Source organism: Nitrospira sp., from assembly GCA_030692565.1.
Classification (GTDB): Bacteria; Nitrospirota; Nitrospiria; order Nitrospirales; family Nitrospiraceae; genus Nitrospira_D.
The window spans coordinates 35,681-60,161 of sequence record JAUYAO010000014.1; the positions used below are offsets into that span (position 1 = coordinate 35,681).

33 protein-coding genes are annotated in these 24,481 nt (G+C 56.8%); 17 read left to right on the plus strand and 16 right to left on the minus strand.

The genetic code is table 11. The annotated features are described in order from the left end of the window. Positions 1–481: 481 nt before the first annotated feature. Complete coding sequence (locus tag Q8N04_03465) at positions 482–1,141, minus strand: hypothetical protein (GenBank protein ID MDP3089708.1); 660 nt, start codon at positions 1,139–1,141, stop codon at positions 482–484. Positions 1,142–1,152: 11 nt separating this feature from the next. Continuing rightward, positions 1,153–1,473, minus strand: coding sequence for a hypothetical protein (locus tag Q8N04_03470; GenBank protein ID MDP3089709.1), 321 nt, complete (start codon positions 1,471–1,473; stop codon positions 1,153–1,155). A gap of 305 nt (positions 1,474–1,778) precedes the next feature. Between Q8N04_03470 and Q8N04_03475 the strand changes: the two genes are divergently transcribed. From Q8N04_03475 to Q8N04_03485, 3 genes are all read left to right on the plus strand, one after another. Next, the gene (locus tag Q8N04_03475; protein ID MDP3089710.1) at positions 1,779–2,045 is read left to right on the plus strand and encodes a hypothetical protein; all 267 of its coding nucleotides are present in this window, start codon (positions 1,779–1,781) and stop codon (positions 2,043–2,045) included. A gap of 3 nt (positions 2,046–2,048) precedes the next feature. Continuing rightward, complete coding sequence (gene hemW, locus Q8N04_03480; protein MDP3089711.1) at positions 2,049–3,179, plus strand: radical SAM family heme chaperone HemW; 1,131 nt, start codon at positions 2,049–2,051, stop codon at positions 3,177–3,179. An 88-nt stretch (positions 3,180–3,267) separates the two neighbouring features. Beyond that, on the plus strand, positions 3,268–3,462 hold the full coding sequence (locus Q8N04_03485; protein ID MDP3089712.1) for a hypothetical protein: 195 nt from the start codon (positions 3,268–3,270) through the stop codon (positions 3,460–3,462). Between the two features lie 10 nt (positions 3,463–3,472). On the opposite strand, the gene cax is transcribed toward Q8N04_03485, so the two are convergent. Next, positions 3,473–4,546 (minus strand): calcium/proton exchanger, encoded by a 1,074-nt coding sequence (gene cax, locus Q8N04_03490; GenBank protein MDP3089713.1) that lies wholly within the window; start codon positions 4,544–4,546, stop codon positions 3,473–3,475. 28 nt (positions 4,547–4,574) lie between these two features. Here cax and Q8N04_03495 point away from each other — a divergent pair, with 28 nt between their 5' ends. Both Q8N04_03495 and Q8N04_03500 read left to right on the plus strand, forming a co-directional pair. Continuing rightward, complete coding sequence (locus tag Q8N04_03495) at positions 4,575–5,261, plus strand: hypothetical protein (GenBank protein MDP3089714.1); 687 nt, start codon at positions 4,575–4,577, stop codon at positions 5,259–5,261. 33 nt (positions 5,262–5,294) lie between these two features. After that, positions 5,295–5,591, plus strand: coding sequence for an ATP-dependent Clp protease adaptor ClpS (locus Q8N04_03500; protein ID MDP3089715.1), 297 nt, complete (start codon positions 5,295–5,297; stop codon positions 5,589–5,591). Positions 5,592–5,620: 29 nt separating this feature from the next. Here the strand turns inward: Q8N04_03500 and Q8N04_03505 are convergent, their stop codons facing one another. Next, positions 5,621–6,040: a hypothetical protein gene (locus Q8N04_03505; GenBank protein ID MDP3089716.1), complete on the minus strand. Its 420-nt coding sequence runs from the start codon at positions 6,038–6,040 to the stop codon at positions 5,621–5,623. A gap of 245 nt (positions 6,041–6,285) precedes the next feature. Here Q8N04_03505 and Q8N04_03510 point away from each other — a divergent pair, with 245 nt between their 5' ends. The 3 genes from Q8N04_03510 (at position 6,286) to Q8N04_03520 (ending at position 7,942) form a co-directional block, all read left to right on the plus strand. Next, positions 6,286–6,960 (plus strand): DUF3386 family protein, encoded by a 675-nt coding sequence (locus Q8N04_03510; protein ID MDP3089717.1) that lies wholly within the window; start codon positions 6,286–6,288, stop codon positions 6,958–6,960. A 101-nt stretch (positions 6,961–7,061) separates the two neighbouring features. Next, positions 7,062–7,472 carry a DUF5069 domain-containing protein gene (locus Q8N04_03515; GenBank protein MDP3089718.1) on the plus strand — a complete coding sequence of 137 codons (411 nt, stop codon included), beginning with the start codon at positions 7,062–7,064 and terminating at the stop codon, positions 7,470–7,472. A 29-nt stretch (positions 7,473–7,501) separates the two neighbouring features. Further along, a complete protein-coding gene (locus tag Q8N04_03520) occupies positions 7,502–7,942 on the plus strand; it encodes a hypothetical protein (GenBank protein ID MDP3089719.1) in 441 nt (146 codons plus the stop codon). Positions 7,943–7,963: 21 nt separating this feature from the next. Here the strand turns inward: Q8N04_03520 and Q8N04_03525 are convergent, their stop codons facing one another. From Q8N04_03525 to Q8N04_03550, 6 genes are all read right to left on the minus strand, one after another. Further along, complete coding sequence (locus Q8N04_03525) at positions 7,964–8,137, minus strand: hypothetical protein (GenBank protein ID MDP3089720.1); 174 nt, start codon at positions 8,135–8,137, stop codon at positions 7,964–7,966. A gap of 32 nt (positions 8,138–8,169) precedes the next feature. Next, entirely contained in the window at positions 8,170–8,922 is a 753-nt protein-coding gene (locus Q8N04_03530) for a TPM domain-containing protein (protein MDP3089721.1), read from the minus strand. After that, positions 8,919–9,683 carry a hypothetical protein gene (locus Q8N04_03535; GenBank protein ID MDP3089722.1) on the minus strand — a complete coding sequence of 255 codons (765 nt, stop codon included), beginning with the start codon at positions 9,681–9,683 and terminating at the stop codon, positions 8,919–8,921. The genes Q8N04_03530 and Q8N04_03535 overlap by 4 nt, the downstream gene beginning before the upstream one ends. Further along, positions 9,673–11,019, minus strand: a complete 1,347-nt coding sequence (locus Q8N04_03540) for an FAD-dependent monooxygenase (GenBank protein MDP3089723.1) — start codon at positions 11,017–11,019, stop codon at positions 9,673–9,675. Before Q8N04_03540 ends, Q8N04_03535 begins: the two co-directional genes overlap by 11 nt. Further along, positions 10,980–11,462 (minus strand): phospholipase D-like domain-containing protein, encoded by a 483-nt coding sequence (locus Q8N04_03545; protein MDP3089724.1) that lies wholly within the window; start codon positions 11,460–11,462, stop codon positions 10,980–10,982. Before Q8N04_03545 ends, Q8N04_03540 begins: the two co-directional genes overlap by 40 nt. A gap of 74 nt (positions 11,463–11,536) precedes the next feature. Beyond that, a complete protein-coding gene (locus Q8N04_03550) occupies positions 11,537–11,914 on the minus strand; it encodes a hypothetical protein (GenBank protein MDP3089725.1) in 378 nt (125 codons plus the stop codon). Between the two features lie 148 nt (positions 11,915–12,062). Between Q8N04_03550 and thiS the strand changes: the two genes are divergently transcribed. The 9 genes from thiS (at position 12,063) to Q8N04_03595 (ending at position 17,680) form a co-directional block, all read left to right on the plus strand. Continuing rightward, positions 12,063–12,263, plus strand: coding sequence for a sulfur carrier protein ThiS (thiS, locus tag Q8N04_03555; protein MDP3089726.1), 201 nt, complete (start codon positions 12,063–12,065; stop codon positions 12,261–12,263). Positions 12,264–12,265: 2 nt separating this feature from the next. Further along, entirely contained in the window at positions 12,266–13,189 is a 924-nt protein-coding gene (gene cysK, locus Q8N04_03560; GenBank protein MDP3089727.1) for a cysteine synthase A, read from the plus strand. Positions 13,190–13,292: 103 nt separating this feature from the next. Further along, complete coding sequence (gene moeB / locus Q8N04_03565) at positions 13,293–14,105, plus strand: molybdopterin-synthase adenylyltransferase MoeB (GenBank protein MDP3089728.1); 813 nt, start codon at positions 13,293–13,295, stop codon at positions 14,103–14,105. A gap of 30 nt (positions 14,106–14,135) precedes the next feature. Then, positions 14,136–15,386 (plus strand): threonine synthase, encoded by a 1,251-nt coding sequence (thrC, locus tag Q8N04_03570; protein ID MDP3089729.1) that lies wholly within the window; start codon positions 14,136–14,138, stop codon positions 15,384–15,386. Further along, positions 15,383–15,655, plus strand: coding sequence for a MoaD/ThiS family protein (locus tag Q8N04_03575; GenBank protein ID MDP3089730.1), 273 nt, complete (start codon positions 15,383–15,385; stop codon positions 15,653–15,655). Before thrC ends, Q8N04_03575 begins: the two co-directional genes overlap by 4 nt. A gap of 2 nt (positions 15,656–15,657) precedes the next feature. Then, on the plus strand, positions 15,658–15,897 hold the full coding sequence (locus tag Q8N04_03580; protein ID MDP3089731.1) for an NIL domain-containing protein: 240 nt from the start codon (positions 15,658–15,660) through the stop codon (positions 15,895–15,897). A gap of 32 nt (positions 15,898–15,929) precedes the next feature. Next, positions 15,930–16,733: a molybdopterin-synthase adenylyltransferase MoeB gene (moeB, locus tag Q8N04_03585; protein ID MDP3089732.1), complete on the plus strand. Its 804-nt coding sequence runs from the start codon at positions 15,930–15,932 to the stop codon at positions 16,731–16,733. 8 nt (positions 16,734–16,741) lie between these two features. After that, entirely contained in the window at positions 16,742–17,251 is a 510-nt protein-coding gene (locus Q8N04_03590) for a M67 family metallopeptidase (GenBank protein ID MDP3089733.1), read from the plus strand. A gap of 102 nt (positions 17,252–17,353) precedes the next feature. Beyond that, on the plus strand, positions 17,354–17,680 hold the full coding sequence (locus Q8N04_03595; protein MDP3089734.1) for a hypothetical protein: 327 nt from the start codon (positions 17,354–17,356) through the stop codon (positions 17,678–17,680). A gap of 24 nt (positions 17,681–17,704) precedes the next feature. On the opposite strand, the gene Q8N04_03600 is transcribed toward Q8N04_03595, so the two are convergent. From Q8N04_03600 to Q8N04_03625, 6 genes are all read right to left on the minus strand, one after another. Further along, the gene (locus tag Q8N04_03600) at positions 17,705–17,914 is read right to left on the minus strand and encodes a hypothetical protein (GenBank protein MDP3089735.1); all 210 of its coding nucleotides are present in this window, start codon (positions 17,912–17,914) and stop codon (positions 17,705–17,707) included. Between the two features lie 2 nt (positions 17,915–17,916). Continuing rightward, positions 17,917–18,111 carry a hypothetical protein gene (locus Q8N04_03605; GenBank protein ID MDP3089736.1) on the minus strand — a complete coding sequence of 65 codons (195 nt, stop codon included), beginning with the start codon at positions 18,109–18,111 and terminating at the stop codon, positions 17,917–17,919. 84 nt (positions 18,112–18,195) lie between these two features. Beyond that, on the minus strand, positions 18,196–19,920 hold the full coding sequence (locus Q8N04_03610) for an ABC transporter ATP-binding protein (protein MDP3089737.1): 1,725 nt from the start codon (positions 19,918–19,920) through the stop codon (positions 18,196–18,198). Positions 19,921–19,944: 24 nt separating this feature from the next. After that, entirely contained in the window at positions 19,945–20,469 is a 525-nt protein-coding gene (gene def, locus Q8N04_03615; GenBank protein ID MDP3089738.1) for a peptide deformylase, read from the minus strand. A 92-nt stretch (positions 20,470–20,561) separates the two neighbouring features. Then, positions 20,562–21,353, minus strand: coding sequence for a HEAT repeat domain-containing protein (locus Q8N04_03620; GenBank protein MDP3089739.1), 792 nt, complete (start codon positions 21,351–21,353; stop codon positions 20,562–20,564). A gap of 25 nt (positions 21,354–21,378) precedes the next feature. After that, complete coding sequence (locus Q8N04_03625; protein MDP3089740.1) at positions 21,379–24,459, minus strand: CusA/CzcA family heavy metal efflux RND transporter; 3,081 nt, start codon at positions 24,457–24,459, stop codon at positions 21,379–21,381. Positions 24,460–24,481: the final 22 nt, after the last annotated feature.

The following is a 24,481-nucleotide window of genomic DNA, read 5'->3' on the forward strand; positions in this document are numbered from 1 at the left end:
CCCCCCTCATGCGCGTAGAGAGAAAAGCTCCCTCCACCTAAGGACCATAGTGAGAGGGCCACGATAATGGAGATTCGACTGGGTCGCCGCCACATCGATTCGGCAATGCTTGACAACATACTGTTTTGCTCATCCTTGACTGACGCCATAACTGACCTCCTTCAGGAAACCGAGGTCTCATCCTGTGGTGCGTTGGTTGAGCAAGACCAATACCCTGCATCTCGTTCTTCGATGCTCGCCTGGCATTCCTATATGAATCGAGGTGTTATCCTGCCGAATCAGACCCCACTGAGGAGCATTCCCTACAGCTGATGTATGGGAAGCGCCTTCGGATCACGTCCACAATGTGACGCACCCTGGCTGGCTCTTCATACAATGAACAGTTGAACCTATGCCTGATCTACTACGTACTAGTGACTACGCCTGGCGGGCAGATGCATTCGATGGGACGAGGGAAGGATGAGGAAAGAATCGCCTGCAACTAAGGAGAAAGTACGTAGTGCACCGCCTCAACTCTGATGACAGGCATGATGAGACCGAGCCCTTCTTGATCGTGGGAGAAGTCGTACACAATCGATTCATCCGGAATAAGTCGGCCGATGATGATGACGGCAAGTTCTACAGTCTTCCCAGCGGCCATCTCGCGCAGCAATCGATCCAAAGAGTCCGCCGGCGGGACGGCTTTGAGCTCACCCGGAAAATCCTCAGATTTGAAGCGAACCTGCCCCCATCGAGTAGAGGTCAATACAGGACCGAGGGCCACAGAAAACCCCTTCCGCTCCGGATCAAAATGAGATAACTCCCCCGACCACCGAAACGCGACTCGCCGAGCGAGCGCACGGTTCCTAGCACGACGGTCATCGCGCGCTCGATTCACCTGAAAGAGGCGGTCGTCATGTCCAGGATCGTGGTGCCCTTCTCCATAGATCGCGGGCCAGTCAGGTGGATAGCCCTCCAATGCTTCAAGAAACCCTTCGATAGCGATCGCATCGTCAAGTAGCTGAATATCACCGGGGAGAGCGGCAGCGAATTCAGAAAGCGCCACGAATTGAATGGGGCTGATCCCCAGATCCTCCTGAGCGCCCGCCGAGGAAGCTGGATAGAGGATGGAGAGGATGAGCAGAACGAACAACGTGGGCATGGCCACTACCGCTATCCGACGGGGGCCTGGGAAAAGGCCTGCGAAAAGGCCCTCTCAAGTCCTTGCACGGAAGGGTGATCGGCCTGTAAGACTCCGGCGTCCAGTAACACGGCCACACGTGGGGCCGGGTCGAGTCGACGAAGGGCCCCTTGGGTCAGCCCCTCCATCTTCAACGCCTTCTCATAGGTCCCGAACCACGCCTCAACTACCACGCGCAATCCGGCATCCCCCGGCTTCATCTTGCCCATCCTCACTTGCTGAAGCAGCTTGATGATCGGATCAGATTGCGCGATGGTATTCATCGCACGCTGAAACAGTTCTTCCACATCCATGACGGTTGCCTAGTTCGATGAACAGGAGCCAGGTCCACGAGGATCGCCGCAGCTCCCGCAGGACCCACCGGATCCGGCACCGGGAGATGCCCATCCTCCAGTCGCGCCGACCCCGAACGAAGAGATCTGCTGTTCCAGCCTCGTTGCCTGACATTTCGGGCACGCAGCTTCATCCGACCGGCGGATCAACAGTTCAAACCGATGTTTACATTCGCTGCAGACATATTCGAAGATAGGCACGTTACACGCTCCTTGTTAGGGGCCATTATAAAATTCCCCTGTCCAGATCGCAATGAGAGGCACCTATGCATCGTGAGGAACAGTCTTTCAACCTCCGGTTCAGCGTGGAGGCCAGCTTCCCTGATGATTACGAAGGGGACGAGGATCAGCGCGCTTGGACCGGCGAATGGGAAGCGCGGATCAAACCGGACATTCTCAAGATGGTCTTCGAGTCACTACGCCGTCAACCTGGCTGGGCAGCGCACATTCGCAATCGGGGGAAATCCGCCCAGGACGAAATTGAAGTCGTCGTTGAAAAAGACTTCGGCAACCCTCCACCATTCAAGATCTAGCGCATGCCGCAGGAAAGAGACATCGGGCTCTATCTCCACGTTCCGCTCTGCCGCCAGCGCTGCCACTTCTGCGCCTTCTACTTGGAGATCGCCACGCCGGCTCGCATCGACGCCTACCTTTCAGCGCTCGAACGTGAACTGACCCTCTATCGCCAGCAGAATCTCCTTGCTGGACGCGCATTTCAGAGCATCTACTTCGGAGGGGGGACACCCACGGTGATTCCATCGCTTCGGCTGGCTGCACTTCTAAACCATATTCGAAACACCTCTTCCGTCACGCCGGATGCCGAAGTGACCGTTGAAGCTCATCCCTCAACGGTCACACTTGCTGATTTGAGAGCCCTCGCCAAAGCCGGCTTCAATCGGATCAGTCTGGGAGCTGAATCCATGGCTCCCCAAGACTTCATTCCGATTGGCCGCCCTGGCACGGTATCCGAAACCGAGCAGGCAGTCGAACATGCCCGAACTGCAGGATTTTCCAATATCAATCTCGACCTCATGTACGGCCTGCCTGGACAAAGTCTTGTGTCATGGACAACCACCGTACAATCTCTTCTTCGACTCAATCCAACTCATATCTCTTGTTATGCCCTCACCATTGAAGACGACACCAAGCTGGCGCACGATATCGCCAAGGGACTGGTCCCTGCACCTGATGAAGTGCTTCAAGTTGAGATGGAAGCAGCAGCCGAAACGGTGCTGACACAAGCCGGCTTTACTCGCTACGAAATTTCCAACTACGCCAGGCCCGGTTACGCCTGCCGCCACAATTTGCTCTATTGGACCGGCGGCGACTACCTTGGCCTCGGTCCAAGCGCGCAGTCCTACGTGGCCGGATGCCGATTCGGCAACATTGCACATCTCGATACCTACACAAGCCAGATGGAGAGGAATCAACTTCCAGTGACAGATCGCCAGCTGCTCAGTGTCGAGGACCAACGACGCGATGCCCTGATCTTCGGCCTGCGTCTCTTGAACGGGGTCCCCAGCTCACTTCTTGCTGATGGGCAAGCCGACCGGGAACTCTTCGCCCAACTCAGGGCAAAGGGCCTGATCGTCGAAGAGGGTAGCCGAACCAGGCTGACCCCGTTGGGCCGCCGCTTTGCCGACAGCGTGGCATCAGACCTGTTCTGACCTAATCCCCCGCGCCCAGCCATTGACAAGGAACCAGACGGAAAGAGACACTATAGGTCTACACGCGAGGTGACCAATGCCCGTCAATATGGATCCAGCAACGAAGCGCAAGTCCGGCCAAGCGGAACCGACCGTAGCCTCACAGCCGGTCCTCGAACCCACAGAGGCAGCACCGCTCGCGTTTGGAACCGAAACCCATGCTGATCGAGAGAAGGATCTGGCCGATGCCGAGTGGAAGAATTTGTGGGATGCCACTGAAGTGATCGATATGGATAAGGTGTGACCGGCGCCGATCAAGCCGGAAGAAAATAGAAGGCAATTGCCAGCATCGCATAGACCCCGACCAGCATGGCGCCTTCCATCCAGTTCGACTCCCCGTCGATCGCGACGAAACCCACGACAAACACCGAGATCGTCACCGCCGCGACTTCGAACGGCGTAAAGATCAAGTCCAGCGGGGTACCGAAGAGATAGCTCGCAAAGACCAGCACCGGCGCGACTAAGAGAGCAATTTGCAGACTTGACCCCACGGCAATCCCATAGGCCAGATCCATTTTATTCTTCATCGCCATGAGCACCGCCGTCGAATGCTCCGCCGCATTACCGACCAGCGCCACCAGGATCACGCCGACGAAGACCTGCGTCAGACCCAGTTTGTGCGCAGTCGGCTCGATCGCCCCGACTAACAGTTCACTCATCACGGCGATCAAAGTGGTGACCACGGCCAGCACGGACACGGACATGCGAAAGCTCCAGGGTTGCTCTCCCAGATCTTCCGCGTCGTGTGATTCCCCTGCATACAGATGGCGATGGGTCTTCAGGGAGAACATGAGGCTGAGCCCATACATCACGAAGAGCACGATGGCGATCTCCAGGCTCAGCTCCCGTTCGATCGTTACTCCCCTGTCAGCAGCGGTGAAATGAAACAGCGCGGGTATGATCAAACCGACCGCCGCCAACAGGAGCAGGCTGGATCCCATCCCTGCCGCCGTTTGGTTGAACTTCTGCCGTTCAAACTTCAATCCGCCGGCAACCATAGACGCCCCGAGAACCAGCAGGACGTTACCGAGAATGGAACCAGTGAGTGATGCTTTGACCACATCATGGAGCCCCTCACGAAGTGCGGCGAGTGCTATGATCAGCTCCGCGGCGTTCCCCAGTGAGGCATTTAACAGACTGCCGATCCCGGCACCGACATGCGATGTGAGATGCTCGGTCGCGCGGCCCAACATCCCGGCGAGCGGAACAATCGCGAAAGCGGACGCGGCAAAGACATAGAGCGGATCGGCCTTGACGACCGCAAGGGCAATCGCCGTCGGAATGAACACAAGCAATACATCGAGCCAAGACGTAAAGATTTTTTTCATGAGCGAAACCTAACATGAGTCTCTGTGAATGTCGATGAACGCTGCACCGCTAACTGAGGCCTTGTTCTACCCGTTCCACCTCTGCCATGCGGAGACGCTGCACCGCCTCCTCGCGCGCTTTCACCGGGTCCACTTTCGCGATTATATGGCGATCCAGCTCAGTCCCTTCACAGGGACCACCGCCTATGCCGATCGCATGGGAGGAACATTTCCAGAATTGGTGGCCACCGGAAGGCTGGTTCAAGGTCATAATGTCAGCGGCCCTCTGAGCGAGGCCAGCCGGATCTCCATTGACCGTGACTTGGCCGATACTCGGTGGCGAAGACTCTTCCATGAGGCGATCCGTGAAGACCGGAGATTTCAGCGGGGACTCTTCGATCCCACACATGCCATGACGATTGGCCAGGATGTCTTGCCAGGGCCTGCGGCACTACTCCGACTCATGGATGAGGAGTTTTTCCACCAACCGTTCACCGTCAAAGCCATACAGCAGTTGAGCCAGGAACGGCTGAGCGGAGACGACGCCTTTCGTTTCGAATATGGTCTGGCATTGGTCAAAACCGCCGCGGCCCAGTACTATACGATGCAACTGGCACACAACCTACAGCTAACAACGGCGACAGATTCGCCCGCACATTTTCAGCTTTTCAGCCGAGCACTCGACCGAGAAAACGAGCGGCTTCCCAACCATCTGATAATCAGAACCGGGTATTAACCTCCTCTCAAGACTCTGCTACACTTTTCGGCCATGGCGAAACCATCCTTTCCGCTGACTACCCCTGACGTGACTGAAGAGACCGGTACAGGGACCAGTGACGGCCTTGAAGCCCGGGTGATTGTCTATAATTGTGACTGCCACACCTATCAGCAAGTGATCACATTGCTGTGTAAGTATGTGCCGGGCATGACCTCGTCACACGCCTTTGAACTCGCCTATCAGATCGATCATGAGGGAGAGGCGATGGTCTTTGAGGGAGAGACACAGCAAGCCGAACAGATTGCGTCAGGGCTCGCAAGCGGAGGACTGCGCGTAGTCGTACAGTAGGTCCCGCACCCACGCGGGACGGAGATGAACTACTTGGCTTTCCGTTTCGCCGGTTGCTTCGTGACTTTCTTGGCAACAGATATCGCAGCCTTTGCTGCTTTCACCGGCTTGGTGGGTTTGGCTGCCTTCGCGGGCTTTTCCGGCTTGGCTGCTTTCACCGGCTTCGCCGCCAGAGCGGGTTTCGCCGGTGCACCGGGTTTTGTGGGAGGCTGCTTGCCCGACTTGGCTGACTGCCGGCTGGATCTCGACGATCCTGATTTCACCGGTATCGGCATGGCGGCATACACTTTATTGATCTTCGTCAGCTGATCCGGGTTCATCACCCGCACTTGATACAGCTCAAACAGTTTCCCGATGGCTTTCTGATCACCCCGCTTCGCCGCATTCAACAGCTTGCGGCGTTGGTTCATTTCTTCTTCTTCAGTATGGGAAGCGGCGCGTCGTTCCATTCTACTCCATCCTCTTCTAGCATCCCTTCAAACAGACACCAGGCCTGCCGAACAGGTAAAAACTCGCGGGACTATATCAGAAATCACACGAATGTTGAAACAGGCTACACGCACCATAAAATTCAGGCACCAGAGGCCCGCCAGACGCGCATACCTCCATTGGTAGATGAATAGACTCTTCCCCATTGAGCCCCGTCAAACCCGGTAGGTATAATCGCTCCACTACATTCACAGGAGACTTGATCATGTCCATGCATACAGCCCCGCAATCCACCGTCGCTGACGATCCCAAAGCCCGTGAGGTCATGCGGCAAGCATTCGAGAAGACCGCCCGCTGGCCGAAAGATTTTAACGGCTTCACCGCTGATCTAGCCGTCAACATTAACGGGAAGGTGACCACCGGTCCCGTCATGGTGAAGGGCCCCCGTGAGGTGTCGGTGCAACTCGGAGATGCCGACGTAGAAAAGTGGGCTCAGGAACAGCTCAGTATGATTGCCGTCCACCGCGGCCCCCGGAGCTTCGAGGAATCAGACGGCAAGTACTCCCTCACCATGGAAGAGGACGGCCACCCCTTCGGCACCAAGCTCGATATCCACGGATCGAATTCCTTCTACCGGGTTAAAGATAACCGCATCACCCAGATTAACCGGAAGATGGCCCATCCGGGCATGACCCCGTTTGCCTTCTCGATTAATGTCGAAGAAAGCTCCGTCACCCAGGATCAAAAGAACCTGACCACCAAATACACCGTCTATTACTACTCCCCCACTGACGGCAAGTTGAACAACGTCGAGAGCTTCACCGACACTCATGTACGCGTGGGAGCGGCTGATCTTCCCGCCACCCGCCGCATCATTGCGTTTGAGAACGGCCAGGTCATCGTGAAGAATCTCACTTTCACGAACCATAAGCTGGTCTAACCCCATTCTCTCCCTACCCTCTCCCCTCCAAGGGGAGAGGTGAAGGTGAGGGGTGCTTCTTCGGTCACTCTATGGACCTGCGAATATCATTCCCACGAAGCATGCGGATCACACTCGCAGGCTATGTTCATCTCGCACGCATGATCGACAAATGCCGTGCCGTCCTCGCCGGGACGGAAGGTGAGTACCTCTATCCCTGCCCGATGGATGAACGGCTTTTGGAGTTCGCGGGGATCACCAGCGATCAATTCACAGCTGCCGTGAAAACAAATCCGGCAGATGAAGTAGTCGGCGCCTGGTTTCGACAGACTGCCAGGCCGCATCCGACAGCTAAGTTGGATGAATGGAACGAGAAGCTCTTGTTGCGCGGTCCCAGCTCCCCCGAGAGCCTGGAGAAGTTCAAGAAATACCGCGATGCCGTCGATCCTTCACGGACCGATCTGACCGCCTGGTCTGATCTGCAAGACCTGGAAGAAGGACGAGACGTCCCGCGACGAATGGTGACTGCGTAACCGACTACCGAGCCAGAGGACACCACGACATGAACATGACAACAGCAACCTATGCGTGCCTATTGGTCGGATTGACCAGCGCCGGCTGCGAAACCGACCAGCTCATGCTCCAAAAGAGCGCCTTGACCACAGAGCTGCGAAAAGAGACCACCACCGGCATGGCACTGCCCGCTGGTTGCCCGACGCTCATCAAATCTTTTCCTGCCACCCAAACCAGCCTGACAGTCTCCTACATCGAGCCAACGAAGAGTCAGAATGGCGTCCTGCTCACTGATCTCGCCTACACCACGATCTATCTGAATGCCAAGGAAGCTCCAACAACTGCCATTCGCGTGTGGACCAATGACCCTCACGGCGGAGCACAGGTCACCATCAGCGATATTCCCGTGGCCACATCCGAGATAGGCTTGTGCGTCACCGCAACCAATTGGGCGCGGAAAGAATCGGCCCCGATCTCACCCAAGCCATAAGATTCTCTCACGAACGGTTGGTCACGTGGCATCCTTCAAGAGCTTCGAATGGGAGGCATCTTCAGAAGGTGCCTCGACAGAGAAGCCAGCCCTGCGCGCTACTTGCCCTTTTCTCTCTTCGCCGCTTTTTTTTTCTGCCATCGACTTAGCAGGCTTCTTCTTCGTCTCTTTTTTTTTGTCCTGACCTTTGCCCATGATGATGCTCCTTCTTGGGTTAAATGCCCTGCCTACTTGTAACCTTCCCCGCTCGTCCCGCCGCCAAATCCGCCCCAGTTGCCGCCGAATCCACCCTGCCCCGTGCCCCAATATTCGCCACGTTGAATGCGGCGATAGGGATGCCGCAAATCCGGGCGGCTGATCCACCAAAAGAAAGACATCGCACCAAGACTCGTAAAGAGAGTGATCCAGAAGCCGACGCCTTTGAAATGATGCTTCGGTAACGTCCCGACCCGCACCTCTTGAGCCGGAGTCGCGAGCGCCACCACTGTCCGGTACAGGCCTTCACCGAAATGCCCGAGCTGAATCGCGGGAAGCAACGTGCCGCCGCCGACGTCGGTCATGATGGTCGGTGTGATAATGGGGAGCATCTGGCGCCCCAACGTCATCGCCGCCTGCCGCTCTTCGACGGAAACCAGCACCATCACTCCATGTTCTTGCTGCGCCGATCCGATCCCCCATTTTCCATAGAGGGCCGCTGCATATTCGTTGGCTGAGAGAAACGGCTTGATCGACGGCACGGTGACCACGACCATCTCCACCCCGGTCTTCCGCTCAAGATCCTGACAGACGGAACGAATCCGTTCTTTCCATTCCGCATCCAGCACGCCGGCGTGATCGCTGACATACCCCATTGGGCCGGGCAACGGCGCGCGTTCCTTCGGACGATCATAGAGAGCCCCGTGCGCAGATCCGATCACAACGAGCCACAGCAGGCTCACCGACGCCATCGCGGAAACGAATTTCCTCGGTAGGCCGATCATGCCGGCTCCTCCGTCAATCGGGCTTCCACGGATTGCACCAGCCGTTCAAAACTCTCAAGATACCGTTCCATGAGGCGAGGCACTTCCTTCTGCCCCGGCGAGATCTGCCCGCGCTTGAGAAACCAGGCGTCGCGCAGGCCCGACAGATCGACGGACAGGAATGTTTCGAAATCCTTCAGGAGCGGCTCACCGTGGGACAGCACCGGTCGCTCCAGCAATCGCTGCACCCCGCGTAAACAAGGCAGCAGCGCCGTCAAGGACAGAGGCAAGAGGATCGTAATGGCCTCTTCGGTCCCCCCGCCCTCGATAAAACGCTGGCGCACGCGGAACAAATTCCCTCGCAAGCTTTGCAACACTTCGGCACGGAGATGACGCTGATCGACCTTGAACCCGACGAACGGATCCTGACCGGCGAGGAGCCGATGCTGTTCCTGCATTTCCAGATACTCGAGAGGAAACACCCGCGCCATCGCCGGCAAGTCGGCTTGCGTCACAAACAACGGCACGACAATCTGTTCCTTAGCCCACCGGCGATGGAGCGGACCATACTTCTTAAGTTGGTCCGCCTTGGTGGATGTCACCACCAGGACAATATTCAGATTCGAACGGCCCGGCAGAAACTCGCCGCGCACGGCGCTGCCATAGAGCAACACCCCATCGAGCGAGTCGCCATACACTCGTTGCACGTCTTTTACATAGGCCCGCAAGTGCTGCTGATACTCATCCGGCAATCCGTCGATCACCCATTCGTTACCTGCCATCGTGTAACCTCGCCATTCCTGCTGCCGTATTCCGGGCAAACGGATCCGGCAGGAATCCTGCTGCCATGACTCGATCGATCAATGAAAACGGCGGCGATTGCCGCAGCCCCGCAGTCGTAGACAAGACGCGATACCGCAGCCGGGGATTCCGATCCAGCGTGCGAAACACCCGGTTACGGAGAAATCCAATCACAGGATTTGCCGTGTTCCAGAACAAGACCTGCTCATCCGCCAATCGTTGCAACATGGTGACCTGGGGACGCCGGGCATCCTCGTAGGTTTTCAGTTTTGCCGCGGAGAAATTTCGCTCTGCCAGACATTCCGGCAACAAGTCCGCGAGCGTCATCGCATCGACCATCGCTTGCATACGGCCTTGCGACGCGTGCGGGTTCATGGCATGAGCCGCGTCGCCGATCAGCACCGCGCCGTCCGCCACCCAGGTCGGCGTCCGCACACGCCCAGTCGGCATGAACGCCGTCTGACTCCAATCCGTCAATTGCTGAAACAACGGCTTGAGCGCGGGATCAATGGCCGTCCAAGCCTCCTGCACGGCCGGAAGGCCCTGCGCCTTGATACGATCATAGGTGCCGGTTGGGATCATATAGAAACAATAAACCTTGCCGCCCGCGGCAGGAAAGAGTCCGAGAATCGTTTTCTTTCCAACGTAATACTTGGCTTCAGTGATCGGCAACGGAGAATCGAGAATCGCGATCAGATACCCCTGCGGATAGAGATGCACTTCCGCCGGAATCTGCAGGGCCTGCCGAACCTTGGAAAACGCGCCATCGGCCCCGACAACCACCTTCGCACGAATCGTCACCTCTTCCCCGCCGCGCGTTGCGGTCAGACCGCTCACCTGCATCCCCTCCTTCACCAGACTGACAAAGCTGGCGCCATACCAAAGTGAGACCGACGGTTCTGCCTGGATCGCATCGAGAATGGCGTGGTGCGCCACATTCGGCAACGTCACGACGGCGTGATTATATGGCGCGGGCAACTCCTCGTAGTCGACGGTGCACAACCGCTCTCCACCCACCCGGCAGAAATGAAACTTGCGGATCGGCCTGGTCGAATCCACCGGCAACTTCTTGAGCAATCCCAACCGATCTAATACTCGTTGCCCATTCGGCTGAAGAATTTCTCCACGTAGCCCCTGCGGCGGACCTGAGGCCTGCTCGAGCACGATCGTCTTGATCCCCTGCTGAGCCAACGCAAGCGCCAATACGGCCCCTCCGCCTCCGGCCCCGACGACAGCAATATCTGTTTCGACGATGGTCCCTGCCACGTGCGTCCCGTTTATGGTTTCCAGAGATGGTAGCGCTGCGGATCGTTCCACATCGTCAAGAACTTCTGTTTCGCCTGAGCCGTAATGGCGTGATCGTGAATCACATCAAGCCGCTCATCATTGTACCGATTCCCGCTGCCGGTATGGTTCATCGATCCAGACGCGTTGATCTCGTCATCGATTACCACTTGCTTGAGATGCATTAGCCCGTCGTGCTGATTGACGAGGATGGGAATACCGGCCAGGTGCAAGGTCTCGACGGCGGTCTGTTGCTTGTGATCGTCGAGTCTCTCCCGATCGGTAATGACGCGCACATCCAGGCCGCGCTTCTTCGCCTCGACCAGGCCTTTCACGGCCAACGGCGAAGTCAGCCCATACACGGCCACGTAAATATAGCGCGAGGCATGATCGTAGATCTTCGACAGTTTCGTGAGCGGCTCATCTTCGGGTGCGTAATACACTTCGATACTGGTAGCCCGGGCTGTATTACTCACGCCTCCCACGAGACAGGCAATCGAAAGCCCACATCGAAGAAGAGATTGGGAGAAGGCTGGCCAGCACCGCCTCGTCATTCGACTTCGAAGAGATCTCGAAAGTGATCGTCGGACGCGTCCCACGCCTGAGTGGAATGGGTACCGAGCCAGCCGCGCAGGAATGCTTTCTGGCCAGGCGTCAGCTGTTGCTTGATCTGGTGCGACCGCCCTTGAAGAGGCTGAAGAAATCCCACCCGTTTCTGAAAATCCAGCGTGGCGGTGCGAACATAGACGCCGGTATACATCGACGGCTTGTCATCCTCCCCCTCGCCTTGAATCCAAACGGATAAAAACTTCTCTAACTGTAGTCCAGCACTATCCATGGCCGGGTCAGTTTCATGAAACAGCTCTTGCTCGGACTCCTTGAGAGGGGTTGCCTCAAGAGCTCGAAACATAAAATTTTGTTTCCACATCGACGACTCCTCCGAGAGGGTCGCATAGTGTATGGGGAGCCAAATGAAAGTCAAGCAATGTGCCAGGCCCGCGTTGCCTTGACAAGGGCGGAGACTCTTTGTTAACGTCCTGAAATTCCTTAATCTCTAGGCCAACTTGGGAGAATCCATGCAGGTCAAGGTCAACGGGAAATCCGAGGACATCCAGAGCGGCAGCGTCCTCGATTTGCTCACGCTCAAGAAGATCGATCCGCAAATGGTTGCGGTCGAGGTCAATGACAAAATGATCGATCGGGAACATCTCGCCACCACCACCCTCAAGGAGGGCGATCTGGTCGAATTCCTCTTTTACATGGGAGGAGGCCGGTGACGATGATTATGCACAAAGAAATTACCGAATTGATCGGCAAGACTCCGCTCGTCCGGTTGAACCGGCTATCCAAACCCGGCTCCGCGACAATCTATGGCAAAGTGGAGTTTTTTAATCCGGGCGGCAGCGTCAAGGATCGCATCTGCCTCAACATGATCAATGAGGCGGAACGGCAGGGCAAGCTGAAACCGGGCGGCACCATTGTGGAGCCGACCAGCGGTAATACAGGCATTGGCCTGGCCCTGGTCTCAGCCGTACGCGGCTATAAGCTCATCCTCGTCATGCCGGAAAGCATGAGCATGGAACGGGCAAGCCTGCTGTCCTCCTACGGTGCACAACTGGTCCTGACCCCAGCCTGGGAAGGGATGAAGGGTTCGATCAAGGAAGCCGAAAGTATCCTGGCCCAGAACCCGAGCTATTTTATGCCGGATCAGTTTTCGAATCCGGCAAATCCGGCGATGCACCGGATGACCACGGCCCCTGAGATTCTGGATGCCCTGGACGGTAAGATCGACGCGTTTGTCGCGGCGGTCGGCACAGGCGGGACGATTACGGGCTGCGGAGAGCTGTTCAAGGAAAAGAATCCGAACGTGCAAGTGATTGCAGTGGAACCGGCGGGCTCGCCGGTCTTGTCCGGCGGTGATCCGGGACCACATAAGATTCAAGGCATCGGGGCCGGGTTCATTCCCAAAGTCTTGAACCGGAAGATTCTCGACCGCGTAATTACCGTCACGGACGATGAGGCCTATCAAACAGCCAAACAGCTGTCGAAGAAAGAAGGCTTGCTGGTCGGCATTTCAGCCGGAGCTAATGTCTTCGCCGCTCAGAAAATCGCCGAAGAGCTTGGCCCAGGGAAGAATGTCGTGACCATCCTGTGCGACACCGGCGAGCGCTATATCAGCATCGAGAAGTATTTTAATATCTAGGTGCAGTGAGGGTGATGCGTGATCGGTGATGAGTCAACTCCATCAGTGGAACAGTTGAAGCATTCTCTCATCACACATCACTGATCACACGTCACAGGCTCATATGGAATTCACTGAAGAACAGATAAACCGATACAGCCGGCACATTCTCCTGCCTGAGGTCGGCGGCAAAGGCCAGAAGAAGATCGCCAAGGCGAAGATTCTCCTGGTCGGCGCCGGAGGTTTGGGTTCACCGGCTGCGCTCTATCTGGCCGCGGCCGGCGTCGGCACCATCGGTCTCATCGACAGCGACGTGGTGGACCTGACAAACTTGCAACGACAGATCCTTCACCATACGTCCGATATCGGGCGCCCCAAAGTCGTCTCCGGGAAGGAAAAGATCGCGGCGTTGAATCCCGACGTCATTGTGAAGACCTACGAGGAGCGCCTGACCGCGGGGAATGCGCTCAAGATTTTCAGTGAATACGATGTCATCATTGATGGCGTCGATAACTTCACGGCCAAATTTCTGATCAACGATGCCTGCTTCTTTGCCGACAAACCGCTGATCCATGGCGGGATCCTTCGCTTCGATGGCCGCGTGACGACGATTGTGCCGAAGAAGTCGGCCTGCTATCGTTGCGTATTCAAGACCCCGCCGCCGGTCGGCCTGGTCGCGTCCTGTCAGGAAGCAGGCGTCATCGGCGTGTTGGCCGGGATTATCGGTACAATTCAGGCCACCGAGGCGTTGAAACTCATTCTCGGCATCGGACGACCGCTGACCGATCGGTTGCTCGACTTCGACGCAAAAAAGACCCTGTTCCGGGAGATCAAAGTGAAGCGCAATCCTCACTGCGCGCTCTGCGGTGACCATCCGACGATCACCGAGCTGTTTGATGATGGGGACCCGTTTGCCGGCTGTGCCGTTCGTCCGTAGCGTTTAACTTTTTACGTATATGGTGTCGCAATGACCAAAATGAAAGCCCTCGTGTGCCGGGAATGCGCGAAAGAATATCCCACTAAAGCGATCCACGTCTGCGAGATGTGCTTCGGCCCCCTCGAAGTGAAATACAACTACGAGGAAATCAAAAAATCGATTTCGCGCAAGAAGATCCAAGAGGGTCCCCACAGCATGTGGCGCTATATCGATCTGCTTCCGGTCGAGGGCACGAACTTCGTCGGCCCGCATGCCGGATTGACGCCGCTGGTCCGCGCCAAAAATCTCGGCGCCTATCTCGGCCTCGATGAGCTCTACATTAAGAACGATACGGTCAATCACCCGACGCTCTCCTTCAAGGATCGTGTCGTCGCTGTCGCGCTGACACGCGCCCGGGAACTTGGATTTGAGACAGTGGCCTGCGCTTCGACCGGCAACCTGGCAAATTCCGTGTCCGCCCATGCGGCAGCCGCCAACCTCCATTGCTACGTCTTCATCCCGGGAGATTTGGAAGCCGCGAAGGTATTGGGCAACCTCATCTATAAACCGCATGTGGTCGAGGTCGAAGGCAACTACGACGATGTGAACCGGCTCTGCAGCGAAATCGCCGGCGAACACGGCTGGGGCTTCGTGAACATCAACATCCGCCCCTACTATGCCGAGGGCTCCAAGACGCTCGCGTACGAAACGGTCGAGCAATTGGGATGGAAGACGCCGGACCAAGTCGTCATTCCCATGGCCTCTGGCTCGCTCCTGACCAAGATCTGGAAGGGGCTGCACGAAATGAAATACGTGGGGCTCATCGACGACGTCCACACAAAGCTGAACGGCGCCCAAGCGGAAGGCTGCTCCCCGATCTCCACCGCCTTCAAAGCGGGACGCGACTTCTTCAAGCCGGTCAAGCCGAAGACGATCGCCAAATCGCTGGCCATCGGCAACCCGGCCGACGGCTATTACGCCTTAAAGGCGACGGCCGAGAGCAAAGGCGCCATGGAGATGGTGACCGACGAAGAAGTCGTCGACGGCATCAAGCTGCTGGCGCAGACCGAAGGCATTTTCGCCGAGACCGCCGGCGGAGTGACCATCGGCGTGCTGAAGAAACTGGTCAAGCAGGGGGTGATCAAGAAGAACGAAGTGACGGTCGCCTACATCACGGGGAACGGATTGAAGACACAGGAAGCAGTCATCGATGCAGTCGGACGGCCGACCCGCATTCAGCCGAGCCTGGTGGCCTTTGAAAAAACCTTTAAGTTGGGAAAGAACGGTGGTGGTGACGCATGATTAAAGTCCGCATCCCTACTCCCCTCCGGCCGCTGACGAAGAACCAGGGGGAAGTTGAAACGACAGCCGGCAGCATCACGAACATGATCGAGTCGCTGAACAGCGCGCACCCCGGCATCAAGGATCGCCTCTGCGATGAGTCCGGTGAATTGCGCCGCTTCGTGAACATCTATGTGAACGAGGAAGACATCCGATTCCTCAAGGGCAAAGAGACCATTCTGAAGGATGGCGACGAAGTCTCCATTGTGCCCGCGATTGCAGGAGGCTAACCATGTCACATTTACGCTTTCATGTGCGGTTTCCTGAAGACAAGGTCAAAGAGCCGATCATTTATCAGATCGGCCGCGAGTACAATATCGTCACCAACGTGCGCCGCGCCGATGTGCGTGAAACCACCGGCTGGGTCGATGTCGAGCTCTCAGGCGAAATTGCCGAGATCGAACGGGCGCTCGACGGCCTTCGGAAAAAAGGCTGCGTCGTCGATCCCATCGAACTAAACGTGGTGGAATAAGGAAAGCAGCTTCCGGCAATCGGCATTACATCATGGAACTTACAGAACTTCAGATCCAACGTTATAGCCGTCACATCATCTTGAATGAAGTGGGTGGCAAAGGGCAAAAGAAGCTCTCTCAAGCGAAAGTCTTGCTGATTGGAGCCGGGGGGCTGGGATCACCGGCCGGGCTGTACCTGGCCGCTGCGGGCATCGGGACGATCGGATTGGTCGATGGCGATGTCGTCGACCTCTCCAATCTCCAGCGACAGATCATGCACTCGACTGCCACGGTCGGGATGCCCAAGGTCGAGTCCGGCAAAAAGACGCTGACGGCGATCAACCCTGAGATCACGGTCAACGCCTATCACCAGTTGGTCGACGCCGACAATATTCTTCCGCTCATCTCGCAATACGATATCGTCCTGGATGGCTCGGATAATTTCTCGACCCGGTTCCTGGTGAACGACGCCTGCTTCTTCGCCAAGAAGACGTTGATCTCGGCCAGCATGTTCCGATTTGAAGGCCAACTCACGACCATCAAGCCGCACGCAGGCTACCCCTGCTATCGCTGCCTCTATCCTGAGCCACCCCCTGCCGGGCTGGTTCCCAACTGCCAAGAAGCCGGAGTGCTCGGCGTACTCGCCGGCACAATGGGGATTCTGCAGGCCTCAGAAGCCATCAAGGAAGTCCTGGGTATCGGCGACACCATCGCCGACAAACTCGTGATCTACGACGCGCTCGAAATGAAGTTCCGTAAGGTCAGCCGTCCGAAAGATCCGGCCTGCCCTCTCTGTGGACCCAATCCGAAGATCAAGGATCTCGGGATGGATTATGCTGTCAGCTGCACCATCTAGTAACTATCGTGGCTGATCTGATCATTCCCCAGCCCATTCTCGATGACATGGTCGCCCATGCGAAGGAGCTCGCGCCCTACGAGTGCTGCGGATTGCTCGCAGGGACAGGAAACACCGTCACCAAGATCTATCGCATCAAGAATGTCGTCGCCCTGGAGGGTGCCCAACAACTTGCCTCATTCGATCCGGCAAAAGTCGCACATCTGGCGCGCCTCAGCCCGGCTGAACGGGCCGAGATCGCCTTTGTGATGGATGCTCAGGACCTGGCCCTCGCGCAAAAAGATATGCGACGTAGCGGCCACACCCTCCAAGTCGTCTACCATTCGCATCCGCACGATCCGGCCCGCCCTTCGGTCACCGACATCAAGATCGCCACCGACTACGAAGATTATTGGGGCAAGATCAATCTCCCCGTCCCTGCCTATCTTCTCGTCTCCCTGATGCACCAGACACCCGACATCCGCGCCTACTGGATCACAGGCGGCGTGGTGTCTCCTGCTCAGATCGCCGCAGAGTAGTTCACACACCGCTCAACCCCGCTCGGAATTTCATATTTCCATTCTTCCATTTTCAATGCGATAATGTCGCCATTATCGACTTCATTAGAAGGAGCAATCGTCATGGCATTCATCCGTACGATACTTCTCGCTGTCGCCCTCCTCATCATCGTGACCGGTCAGAGCCTGGCTGAAGACAAGAGCTACTACAGCCCCGTCATTAATATCGATGCTGAAAACCATCGTGTGCTGATTTCAAAGCTTGGCGGGGTATTCTATATCGACGTCCCGGAAATCGCGCGTCCCCATATGGAGAAACTCCCGGTTTCCGGCCTGGTCGATTTCGTCGTGGAAATGCGCGGCGAAGGAGAGATGCCCGTGATCAAAACCTGGAAGGTGAAATCAGGCGAATCCACCTGCATGTTCTTCAACGGGAAAGAGTGTAAGTAACCAGGACCCGCTCTACCAATCAGCCTACTCCGAACTGCCCAGCATATCGTCGATCAGCGGGCGATTGATGTCGGTACAACCCAGGCAGATGGTATCGAACAGGGATTCGTGATCTGCGACAAAATTCCTCGCGTCGGGCAGTTTCTCGGCATAGACCTGCTCGAAGCAGGTCTCACAGAGCATCATGAGTCCCCGCGAGACTGAGACGGTTTTCCGGCCTGCGCTTCCCGCCATAACTACACCGATCCCTTCTGTCGTGCGATCCAAAAGTCTTCCGGTTCCAGGTCGATGCCGCAGGCCGCGCATTCATAGACTGACTGCCCTTCCGGCAGTTGAATTTCCGTGCGAATAATGCGGCCTCGACACACATGATAGAAACGCCCTCTGGCGTCCTCATCATCCAGCGGATCACTTTCGTATATCAGCACCATAGTTGTATGACGTCCTTGTGATTCGTGAGGGGAAGTATACTGACCTGCGATCGATGGCCGCAACCATTCAGAGGCCCATCCCTATTACACCTGAAATTGTGCCTCGTACAGGCGTGAGTAGACGCCTCCGCGAGTGATCAAGACCTCATGCGTACCTTCTTCGACCACCCGCCCGTGCTCGACCACAATAATACGATCGACCTCATTGATGGTCGATAGCCGGTGCGCAATGATGATCGTGGTCCGGCCTTTGGTGAGTTCATTCAACGCCTCACGGATCTTGACCTCGGTCTCCGTATCGATATTGGAGGTCGCCTCATCGAACATCACGATCGGAGGATCTTTAAGCAGGACACGCGCAATCGACACCCGCTGCCGCTGCCCGACCGATAGCTTCACACCACGCTCCCCGATCCAGGTGTCGTACCCTTCAGGAAGCTTCACGATGAACTCATGGGCGCGGGCTGCTTTGGCAGCCGCTTCAATGGCTTCCTGTCCTGCCGAGAGATCGCCGTAGAGAATATTTTCCCTGACCGTTCCGTTGAAGAGAAACGGCTCTTGCTGTACGAGACCGATCTGATTCCGTAGAAACGCCAGCGGCATGCGCCGGATATCCACACCATCGATCGTAATCGACCCGCCGGTGACATCGTAGAATCGATTCAGCAACTTCAGCGTGGTGCTCTTTCCTGCTCCGCTGGGCCCCACCAGCGCCACCCGTTCGCCGGCTCGCACGGCAATGCTGACATCCTTCAGAATCGGCGCGTCGCTGCGATAGTGAAATTGCACATGATCGAAGATCACGGCCCCGGTACAGCGGGCCACCGGCGCTTGAACGCCTGGCTCGTCACGCACATCCGGCACGATATCGAGGACATCGAACACCCGTTCGCTCGCCGCCAGCGCGTGCTGCAGCATGTGGTTGACGGAATGAATCTGGTTGATCGGCACATAAAACAGGGCCAGATACGACGTGAACATGACGAGCTCACCGACCGACAGATGCTTGGCCAACACCTCGGCCGTCCCGAACCACAAGACCAGTGCGCCGCCAAGGCTCCCGATCAACATCATCCCGGGTGAGTAGTAGGACCAGAGATACATGGCCTTCAAGGTGTCCTTCCGGCATTGATCGCTCTTGCGGCCGAATCGATCCTGCTCAAAGGGTTGGCGGTTGAATCCCATGGTCTCCCGAATACCGGCCAGCGAATCTTGCAACAGCGCATTCAACTCTGCCGCGCCCTTCCGAATCTCACGGTAATACCCGTGGACGCGCTTCGTGAAGAGTGCCGCCCCGATGATCAAAATCGGGATCGGTAACAGCGCCAACAGGGCTAACTTCCAGTTCAGCCAGAACAAGACCACCATGATTCCGATCAGGGTCAGCCCGGCGGTAATGATTTCTTCCAGTCCGTCGACGAAGATCCGCTGCATATGCTCAGTATCATTCAACACCCGCGACATGATCTCGCCGGTCGGACGATTTTCAAAAAAGCTGATGGAGAGGCGCTGCAAGGCGGCAAAGACCTGCACGTGCAGATCGTGCACGACCTGCTGTTCCAAGGAATTATTGAGGCGGATGCGCATTGAGCTGCAGAGGTTGCGCATGAGGTAGGATCCGGCCAAACCCACGAAGACCCATGTCAGGAGCTCGACTCGGTTCGCCTGAATGACATCGTCGATCAGAATCTTGATGAGCCACGGGGGAACGAGTTCAAATGCCGTCGTCAGGCCGGCAAACAGGAAGGTCCCCAGCACCATAAGGCGATAGGGCCGGAGATATTGAAGCACGCGAAGCAGGGGTTTCACAGGGGCAGGTTACATCCCGACTCATCAGATGACGGCGGCGGGATCTTTCTTCCAATACTGGTCAAATTCGGCCAGTTGCGTCAGCGTGGACATGTCCGTCATCCGATCGATGAACAACTTTCCGATCAAATGATCCATCTCATGCTGAATACACACGGCCAACAGGCCGGTGGCCTCGAAATCCAGCGCCTTGCCCTGTCTATCAAGAGCCTTGACGCGAATCAGGGAAGGACGAGTCACCTTTCCCCGCAAGCCATCCACGCTCAGGCAGCCTTCCCAATTTTCCACTTGCTGGGGTCCGTAGAACGCGATCGACGGATTGATCAGCACGGTTTCAGGAAAGTCGCCCTCGCAGGCCATTACCACTAACTGCACAGATCGGGACACTTGCGGAGCGGCCAGCCCGATGCCCGGCTCGTCGTACATCGTCTCCAGCATGTCGTCGATCAAGCGTTGAATATCGAGCGACTTGATCTGACGCGGACCGATGGGATCGGCCTGTCGACGCAGAATGGGATTGCCAAGCTTCGCTATTTTCAAAATCGCCATACGAATGACACTCACTGTCTACAAACCTAGATCTCGTATAGGTACCACAGGCCGGTTTTGGCCTGCAACCCACCAGTCTCGGCATGTGACGATCAGGAACTTTTCCCGGCTCGACGTGGCTCAGGAATCTCAAACGCATCCTTATTCGAAGCCCACCACTCCACCCACTCACTCACCCAGGCCTGCCGATCCTGCTTCGTCGACGTATCCCAATCGTGAAACTCGGTTTCATGACGCGTCACAATCCAGAGGGAATGCAACGCCGACATCGCCACGAAACGTTCATCGTCGGTGATCATGGGGATCAGCGTAGGAATCACCGCTTTAAGCCTGACGTAACGCGATTCAAACGCCGCCGCCTTCCGCACTGAGGGATTCTGATCCTTCGACATCACCTCAATCGCCTCAGGCGTTTTCGCCGCATCGAGTCGAATCGCCACACGCAGGGCATGCTCGCGGACGCGCGGGAGTTCGTTCGGATCTTTGGCTGCCTGAAGCAATGCCGGCACGCCGGACACCCCTTTCATCATCGACAGCGTCTCGATCGTGTTGTAGCGAATTCTCGGGCTCGGCATCGTCAGCCCTTTGACCAACGCCGGAACAGACGGCTCTCCCAAATGCACAAACTCCCCCATGGCCCAAAACTCCTGCTTTCCTTCCAGCAAGGGAAGCAGCGCCTCAGCCCGTGTCATTTCCTCCGGGGTCAGCGGATTCGTATTCGGCGGCACGGACACATCGGGTACATCCTGCTGCTTCGGCGGAGCCTCATAGGGAATTTGTACGAGCACGATAGGATTCTTGGCGCCTGCCCAGAGGTCTACCGGCAACCCGGCGCCAATGGCCAGCGCACACACACCAACCACGATCACAAGACGTCTGCTCATTGTCACAAGTCTCCTTCCCAAGTCGTTACTGTGGTTCTTGCTCGATGATCCCCTCACGGCGATGGGCGAGCTCATATAATACCGGCAACACGACCAAAATCAAAAAGGCCGCCGTCAACATGCCGCCGACCACCACACGAGCCAGCGGCTTTTGCGCTTGCGACCCAATCCCGGTCGCCAGCGCCGCGGGCAACAATCCAATGGCCGCCCCCAACGTCGCCATCAGGATCGGCCGCATCTGCACGTCGGCGCCCTTCCGGACAGCCTCACGAAGACTCAGCCCCGCTTGGCGAAACTCTTCGATTCGCGATATCAGCAGGACCCCGCCAAGAATCGCGACACCCAATGTCGAGATCACGCCGACGGCCGCCGAAATACTAAAATGCGTATCGGTCAACACCAGTGACAGGACCCCTCCGACCAAGGCAAACGGAACCGTCGCCAGGACCAACAGTGCGTTCTTGAGTGAATCGAACGTGGTGTAGAGGAGGAACAAAATAATCACCAGGCTGATCGGCACTACTTTCGCGAGACGATGCTGCTCATCCTTCAATTGATCGTATTGGCCGGCCCACTCCATGCGATAGCGCTCAGGCAGGACGATCTGCTTGGCCATCAACGCCTGCGCCTCTTCCACGGTGCTCTGGAGATCCCGATCCCGCACACTGAACTTGATGGGAATATAGCGCTCATTGTTCTCCCGATAAATAATAAAGGCTCCGGTCTGCGTCGTAATGCTCGCCACTTGCTTGAGTGGCACCCTCGCCCCATCGGGCGTACTCACCAGAATGTTTCCGATCGCCTCCACATCCTGGCGAAATTCAGGAAGGAACCGCACGACAAGATCAAAGAGCCGCTCCCCTTCATAGACTTGTGTGACGGCCTGGCCCCCGACGGCTGCCTGCACCACCGCGTTCACATCCCCCACCTGCAATCCATACCGCGCGCTCGCTTCACGGTCGACTTGAATCAAGAGATTCGGCTGGCCCACCAGACGAAAGATGCCAAGGTCTTTGACCCCTTGCACCCCTTGCATCACCCGCTCGATCTCCCCGGCCTTGGCCTCCATTGTCTTGAGGTCCGTCCCGAACAGCTTGATGGAGTTTTCGCCTTTGACACCGGACATCGCCTCTTCGACGTTATCCTGAATGACCTGCGAGAAATTGAAAATCACGCCGGGAATATCTTTCAATCGTCCTTCGATTTCCTCAATCAGCTGATCCTTGCTGAGCCCATGCCGCCACTCTTCCTGGGGCTTCAGATTCGCCAGAAACTCCGCGTTGAAGAAACTCGTTGGATCGGTTCCGTCATCCGGGCGCCCGAGTTGAGACACAATCGTCGACACTTCCGGAGAATCCCGGAACATGCGGCGAATGTCGCTGGTCAACCGCGCCGCCTGATCGAACGAGATATCGACCGGCATGGTCGCCCGCACCCAGAGATTCCCTTCCTCCAGCGCCGGCATGAATTCTCCACCCAGAAATCGCAATGCCACCATCGTGACCAGCAGCGATCCGCCGGCAAACCCAAGGACTGTGGCGCGATGATTCAACGCCCACTCCAGCGTCGCAGAATAGGTGCGCCGAATGCCGCGCACCACCATCGTATCGTCTTCGCTGATCTTCCCTTTCAGCAGGAACGAACAGAGCACGGGCGCGAGCGTGAAGGCCATCAACAGGGCGCCGACAAGGGCAAATCCATAGGTGATCGACATGGGCGCGAAAATCTTCCCCGGCACCCCCGTCATCGTGAAGAGGGGAATAAACGCCACCACGATAATCGTCGTGGAATAGAAAATAGGCTGTCCGACCTGCCGGGCGGCCCGCACGATCTGCTGATGCACCGTCAGCCCGGGCGTCTTTGAGTGGGCTAAGTGGAAGAAGATGCTCTCGACCATAATCAATGTCGCATCGACAATAATGCCGAAATCGATGGAACCGAGGGAGATGAGGTTCGCTGACTGGCCGATCAGAATCATCATCGTGAACGTGAACAGCAGAGACATCGGAATCGTGAGCGCGACGATCAGCGCGGCGCGGAAGTGTCCGAGAAAGACCACGAGAATGACAAAGACGAGCACCATACCGCTGATCAGGATATCCAGCACGGTTTCCACGGTCGTATGAATCAGTTTCGTTCGATCGTAGAAGGTCTTGATCTTGACGCCTTCCGGCAGCTTCCAGGCATTCAGATCCTCGACTTTCGCGCGCACCTTATCCAAGACCGGCAGCGCCTTATAGCCGCGCTGCAACAAGACGACCCCTTCCACCACATCGTCGCGGTCGTCGATGCCGACTTTTCCCAGCCGCACTTGGTGGCCGACCGAGACCTTGCCCAGCGTGTTCACAAATATCGGTGTGCCGTCCTTTTCCGCGACGACCACATTCTCGATATCTTCGAGCCGGTTGATGAGACCCAGTCCGCGGATGTTGTAGTTCTGCGCCCCGACCGTCAGATAGTTCCCGCCGACGTTGGCATTGCTGTTGGTCAGCGCGGTCATCACCTGGGACAAACTCACGCCGTAGCTGATGAGTTTCCCGGGATCGATATCGACGTGATACTCCTTCGTGGTGCCGCCGAACGCCGTCACATCGATGACGCCGGGCACTCGTTTAAACTCGCGCCGGACCTGCCAATCTTGGATCGTCTTGAGATCGGTGAGACTTGTGCCCTTGTCGCTGGTCAGTTCATATCGGTAGATTTCGGCAATCGCCCACCAGGGAGACAGTGCGGGGTCGGCGCCTTTGGGAAGCTGTACGCTCGCGAGCCGATTGAGCACTTCCTGTCGATCTCGAAACATGTCCGAATCAAAGTCAAAATACACTTTGATATCGCTGAGGCCGAAGATCGAAAGCGACCGGATGTCGGTCAGACCCGGCATTCCGTTCAACGCCACTTCAATCGGAATCGTGATCTGTCGCTCCATCTCCTCGGCCGACCAGCCGGGATACTGGGTAATCAGCTCCACCATCGGAGGCGACGGATCGGGATACGCGACAATGTCGAGAAGATGGAAGGCATAGAGCCCTCCAAAGAGCAGCATGAAACCGAGCGCACACACCAAAAAACGCTGCACAAGCGAAATTTCGACGAGACGCGCGATCATCGGATGGATTGGCCCGGAGAGA

What these genes read in the sequence shown, in the direction of transcription:
- Q8N04_03515 (MDP3089718.1), top strand. Translation starts at nt 7,062, where the DNA reads ATGCGGATCACACTCGCAGGCTATGTTCATCTCGCACGCATGATCGAC.
- Q8N04_03595 (MDP3089734.1), top strand. Translation starts at nt 17,354, where the DNA reads ATGGCATTCATCCGTACGATACTTCTCGCTGTCGCCCTCCTCATCATC.
- Q8N04_03580 (MDP3089731.1), top strand. Translation starts at nt 15,658, where the DNA reads ATGTCACATTTACGCTTTCATGTGCGGTTTCCTGAAGACAAGGTCAAA.
- Q8N04_03525 (MDP3089720.1), bottom strand. Translation starts at nt 8,137, where the DNA reads ATGGGCAAAGGTCAGGACAAAAAAAAAGAGACGAAGAAGAAGCCTGCT.
- Q8N04_03625 (MDP3089740.1), bottom strand. Translation starts at nt 24,459, where the DNA reads ATGATCGCGCGTCTCGTCGAAATTTCGCTTGTGCAGCGTTTTTTGGTG.
- Q8N04_03505 (MDP3089716.1), bottom strand. Translation starts at nt 6,040, where the DNA reads ATGGAACGACGCGCCGCTTCCCATACTGAAGAAGAAGAAATGAACCAA.
- Q8N04_03465 (MDP3089708.1), bottom strand. Translation starts at nt 1,141, where the DNA reads ATGCCCACGTTGTTCGTTCTGCTCATCCTCTCCATCCTCTATCCAGCT.
- Q8N04_03500 (MDP3089715.1), top strand. Translation starts at nt 5,295, where the DNA reads ATGGCGAAACCATCCTTTCCGCTGACTACCCCTGACGTGACTGAAGAG.
- Q8N04_03485 (MDP3089712.1), top strand. Translation starts at nt 3,268, where the DNA reads ATGGATCCAGCAACGAAGCGCAAGTCCGGCCAAGCGGAACCGACCGTA.
- Q8N04_03535 (MDP3089722.1), bottom strand. Translation starts at nt 9,683, where the DNA reads ATGGCAGGTAACGAATGGGTGATCGACGGATTGCCGGATGAGTATCAG.
- Q8N04_03600 (MDP3089735.1), bottom strand. Translation starts at nt 17,914, where the DNA reads ATGGCGGGAAGCGCAGGCCGGAAAACCGTCTCAGTCTCGCGGGGACTC.
- def (MDP3089738.1), bottom strand. Translation starts at nt 20,469, where the DNA reads ATGGCGATTTTGAAAATAGCGAAGCTTGGCAATCCCATTCTGCGTCGA.
- Q8N04_03620 (MDP3089739.1), bottom strand. Translation starts at nt 21,353, where the DNA reads ATGAGCAGACGTCTTGTGATCGTGGTTGGTGTGTGTGCGCTGGCCATT.
- cysK (MDP3089727.1), top strand. Translation starts at nt 12,266, where the DNA reads ATGATTATGCACAAAGAAATTACCGAATTGATCGGCAAGACTCCGCTC.
- Q8N04_03530 (MDP3089721.1), bottom strand. Translation starts at nt 8,922, where the DNA reads ATGATCGGCCTACCGAGGAAATTCGTTTCCGCGATGGCGTCGGTGAGC.
- Q8N04_03475 (MDP3089710.1), top strand. Translation starts at nt 1,779, where the DNA reads ATGCATCGTGAGGAACAGTCTTTCAACCTCCGGTTCAGCGTGGAGGCC.
- Q8N04_03495 (MDP3089714.1), top strand. Translation starts at nt 4,575, where the DNA reads ATGTCGATGAACGCTGCACCGCTAACTGAGGCCTTGTTCTACCCGTTC.
- Q8N04_03510 (MDP3089717.1), top strand. Translation starts at nt 6,286, where the DNA reads ATGTCCATGCATACAGCCCCGCAATCCACCGTCGCTGACGATCCCAAA.
- thrC (MDP3089729.1), top strand. Translation starts at nt 14,136, where the DNA reads ATGACCAAAATGAAAGCCCTCGTGTGCCGGGAATGCGCGAAAGAATAT.
- Q8N04_03550 (MDP3089725.1), bottom strand. Translation starts at nt 11,914, where the DNA reads ATGTGGAAACAAAATTTTATGTTTCGAGCTCTTGAGGCAACCCCTCTC.
- Q8N04_03605 (MDP3089736.1), bottom strand. Translation starts at nt 18,111, where the DNA reads ATGGTGCTGATATACGAAAGTGATCCGCTGGATGATGAGGACGCCAGA.
- Q8N04_03575 (MDP3089730.1), top strand. Translation starts at nt 15,383, where the DNA reads ATGATTAAAGTCCGCATCCCTACTCCCCTCCGGCCGCTGACGAAGAAC.
- moeB (MDP3089728.1), top strand. Translation starts at nt 13,293, where the DNA reads ATGGAATTCACTGAAGAACAGATAAACCGATACAGCCGGCACATTCTC.
- moeB (MDP3089732.1), top strand. Translation starts at nt 15,930, where the DNA reads ATGGAACTTACAGAACTTCAGATCCAACGTTATAGCCGTCACATCATC.
- Q8N04_03520 (MDP3089719.1), top strand. Translation starts at nt 7,502, where the DNA reads ATGAACATGACAACAGCAACCTATGCGTGCCTATTGGTCGGATTGACC.
- hemW (MDP3089711.1), top strand. Translation starts at nt 2,049, where the DNA reads ATGCCGCAGGAAAGAGACATCGGGCTCTATCTCCACGTTCCGCTCTGC.
- Q8N04_03470 (MDP3089709.1), bottom strand. Translation starts at nt 1,473, where the DNA reads ATGGATGTGGAAGAACTGTTTCAGCGTGCGATGAATACCATCGCGCAA.
- thiS (MDP3089726.1), top strand. Translation starts at nt 12,063, where the DNA reads ATGCAGGTCAAGGTCAACGGGAAATCCGAGGACATCCAGAGCGGCAGC.
- cax (MDP3089713.1), bottom strand. Translation starts at nt 4,546, where the DNA reads ATGAAAAAAATCTTTACGTCTTGGCTCGATGTATTGCTTGTGTTCATT.